General features: G+C 39.3%; 5 protein-coding genes. All 5 read left to right on the forward strand.

The genetic code is table 11. The features are described from left to right. A partial coding sequence (locus AC2VE5_RS24725) for a restriction endonuclease subunit S (protein ID WP_486890262.1) occupies positions 1–645 on the forward strand: 645 nt, incomplete at its 5' end. Positions 646–681: 36 nt separating this feature from the next. Continuing rightward, positions 682–1,290 carry an IS607 family transposase gene (locus AC2VE5_RS24730; RefSeq protein WP_486890263.1) on the forward strand — a complete coding sequence of 203 codons (609 nt, stop codon included), beginning with the start codon at positions 682–684 and terminating at the stop codon, positions 1,288–1,290. A gap of 39 nt (positions 1,291–1,329) precedes the next feature. Beyond that, complete coding sequence (locus AC2VE5_RS24735; protein WP_486890264.1) at positions 1,330–2,559, forward strand: RNA-guided endonuclease InsQ/TnpB family protein; 1,230 nt, start codon at positions 1,330–1,332, stop codon at positions 2,557–2,559. Between the two features lie 15 nt (positions 2,560–2,574). Continuing rightward, positions 2,575–3,021 carry a XisH family protein gene (locus AC2VE5_RS24740; protein WP_486890265.1) on the forward strand — a complete coding sequence of 149 codons (447 nt, stop codon included), beginning with the start codon at positions 2,575–2,577 and terminating at the stop codon, positions 3,019–3,021. Then, positions 2,979–3,302 carry an element excision factor XisI family protein gene (locus tag AC2VE5_RS24745; RefSeq protein WP_486890266.1) on the forward strand — a complete coding sequence of 108 codons (324 nt, stop codon included), beginning with the start codon at positions 2,979–2,981 and terminating at the stop codon, positions 3,300–3,302. Before AC2VE5_RS24740 ends, AC2VE5_RS24745 begins: the two co-directional genes overlap by 43 nt. The last annotated feature ends 111 nt before the right edge of the window (positions 3,303–3,413 follow it).

A 3,413-nucleotide genomic window follows, 5' to 3' on the forward strand; every position in this document is an offset into this window, starting at 1 on the left:
GAAACGTTCGGCGATCCAGTTACAAATCCGAAGGGGTGGGAAGTAAAAAAAATGGATGAATGTGCTGCAAAAATTCAAATTGGTCCATTTGGTACACAATTACATGAAGAAGATTACATTGACAATGGCATCCCATTGATCAATCCAACACATATTCAAGATGGAAAAATATTTCATAACACATCCTTTTCAATTTCCAGTGAAAAGCATCTACAGCTTATCCAATATCATCTTGAAGTTGATGATGTAATTCTAGGAAGAAGAGGAGAAATGGGACGCTGTGCAATTATTTCCAAAACTGAAAATGGATGGCTTTGTGGAACTGGTAGCTTATTTATTAGACTAAAGCACGAATTACTAAATTCAGTATATTTGTTTTCTGTTTTGTCTAGCCAGTCAATCAAAAAATATTTAGAAAAGGCTTCACAAGGAGTCACAATGGCTAATTTAAATAAAACAATTGTTAGCCAAATTCCTGTACATCTTCCACCACTACCACTTCAACAAGAATTTGCCCGTCGCATCGAAGCCGTAGAAAAACTTAAAGCAGCACACCGCGCCTCATTGTCCGAACTCGATGCCCTCTTTGCCTCCCTCCAACATCGAGCATTTAGAGGAGTCCTGAACAAGCATACATATTCTTAATTATAATTGTCTATAGTTTACTACTAGAGGGAATTAATGGCATATAGACCACACGAGTTTGCTAAACTGATTGGTAAGTCCACATCTACTTTAAGGCGATGGGACAAGGAAAACAAGCTAGTTCCCAAGCGCGGTGTAGGCAACCAACGCTACTATACAGAGCAGGATTTACAAAAGGCTTTAAACCTTGACGAGATAGTGCAACAAGGCAAAACAATAGTATATTGCCGGGTTTCGTCTGTGGGACAAAAAAGCGAATTGGCTTCCCAAGTTGCAGCAATGGAAGGGTTCTGCTTAGGGGCTGGAGTCTCGGTAGACGAATGGTTGCAAGAAATAGGCGGAGGCATGAATTTTAAGCGTCGCGTGTTTTTAAACTTGATGAAGTCTATTCGACTAGGTGAAGTATCAAACGTAATTGTTGCCCATAAAGACCGTCTGGCGCGGTTTGGCTTTGACTTCATTGAAGAATTTGCTTCTTGGTATGGGTGCAAGATTACCGTAGCAAATCAAGAGTCTCTGTCGCCAGAACAAGAGATGGTGGAAGACTTAATGGCAATTATCCATACTTTTAGTTGCCGCCTTTACGGTCTGCGTAATTATAAAAAACAAATCAAAGAGATGGTTGAAACTAAAAAACCTGCTTAAACTTGTGTATACTATAGTAAGTGATAAGCAATAATTGCAATGTACGCCATCAAGATTGAGCTTAAATTAAATAACTCTGAGCAAACTTTGATGGCAAAACACGCAGGTTTTTCCAGGTTTATTTACAACTATGGACTAGCTCTATATAACGGATTAGACCACCTATTCTACAAGGGAGGAGTTAACAAAAAACTATTAGCAATTAAGAAAGTTCTCACCAGTTACACCAAAAAGCAAGCCTGTAATTCTTGGATGAATGAATTGTCATCTAGAGTTTATCAAAATGCTTTGCGTAACTTAAATAGCGCTTTTTCTAGGTACTTTAAAGGGCTGGGAGAAAAACCAGTATTTAAAAAGAAAAAGGATAAGTGTTCATTCACAGTAGATGCTTCTAACGGGCTAGTTTTATTAGAGGCTGGCAAGCAAATAAAAATACCGACATTAGGTACTTTTAGATTAAAAGAAGCGCTTAAAGTTAAGTATACTACTCAAACCTTTACTGTTTATAAATGTGCTAACAAATGGTATGTATCTTTTGCTGTCAATGCCGACCGTATCCCGCCTTTGTTTCATGAAAAAACTGAAAAAACTGGCATTGACTTGGGTATAAAACTTTTTGCTACATTGTCTGATAATACGACGTACACTGCGCCAAAGCCTTATAAAAAAGCGAAAACCAAGCTAGGGAAAAAGCAATACCATAATCGTAATAAGCAGTTAGGCAACCGCAAGCAAAAAAATAAGGCATCCTCCAACGCTAAAAAGTATTACGAAAAAATCGCACTTATTCATGCTCAAATTGCTAGTGTCCGTTCTGATTTTTTGCACAAAACTACAACAGAGATAAGCAAGAAATACAGTCACATTAGAATAGAAGACCTTAACTTATCTGGCATGATTGCCAACCACAAGTTAGCGGCGGCTATTTCTGATTTGGGTTTGTATGAATTTAGGCGGCAGTTAATATATAAGTCGCCTATATATGGCACAACTGTTGAACTGGTAGACCGTTGGTATCCAAGCTCAAAAACTTGTAATGCTTGCGGTCACATTCAGCCAATGCCATTAAAGGAAAGAACGTTTGTTTGCCAAAGTTGCAATTATATAATCGACCGTGATTTAGGGGCGGCGATTAACTTGGCAAACGCACCTAGTAATAAAGTAAGGTTGGCTAGACCTGAAGTTACGCCTGCGGACAAGAAGATGCCGACATCCTTGGACGAAGCAGGAATTAGACAGCATGGTAAACTATGCGTAAGTTCTTTGTAGCAGAATTATAATTAAGTGCCAGCAAGAGATTTCATTCACGAAACTGTGAAAGAGGCAATTATTAAAGACGGGTGGGAAATTACCAACGATCCCTATGTTATTTCTTATGGTGAGCGGTTTTTATTTGTGGATCTTGGTGCAAGCGGCTTTATTGGAGTTCGGCAGGGAAATAAACACATTGCCATTGAAATCAAGCAATTTCGCGGTCAATCTCAAGTAGCTGACTTAGAGCAAGCAATCGGTCAATATACGCTCTATCGCCTGTTACTCAATCAAGTAGATCCAGAACGCGATCTTTATCTTGCTGTTTCTGAAGCAACCTACAGCGACATTTTTACCGAGCCAATTGGAAAATTAGCGATCGCTCAACTACCTTTAAAGCTGATTATTGTAGATTTAGAGAAAAAGGAAGTAAGCCAATGGATACCATCACGTCCTACCCTGAAATCGTCAAACAGGTAATTAATGATTATGCCAAACTACGCCCGTCTCACGGCAACATCCGCCTAGATGCCGTGTTTGACGAAATCCGAGATCGCTATGCTCTAATGCAAGTCGGTTGGGATAGAGGAAAGCGGGTGCGTGGCAATCTAATATATATAACTATCGAGAACGGGAAAGTAATGATTGAATACGACGGGATGGAATGTGGAATTACTCAAGACTTAATTAACAAAGGTATGCTTGAGCGTGATATTGTGCTGGCTTTTCTACCAGATTCTCAGCCTGTTTCCGTAGCTTGAAAAACAGCAATCTACTTAATTAGAGAGAAAACTATGCAAAGCACAGCCAATATTGAGCAAAATATCTTAAAAAACTTGAGACAGCTGCCGCCGGAAAAGCAGCAGAACGGA

Source organism: Aliterella sp. E5.1, from assembly GCF_057473825.1.

Coding starts and splice junctions, on each gene's coding strand:
- AC2VE5_RS24735 (WP_486890264.1), top strand. CDS start 1,330: ATGTACGCCATCAAGATTGAGCTTAAATTAAATAACTCTGAGCAAACT.
- AC2VE5_RS24730 (WP_486890263.1), top strand. CDS start 682: ATGGCATATAGACCACACGAGTTTGCTAAACTGATTGGTAAGTCCACA.
- AC2VE5_RS24745 (WP_486890266.1), top strand. CDS start 2,979: ATGGATACCATCACGTCCTACCCTGAAATCGTCAAACAGGTAATTAAT.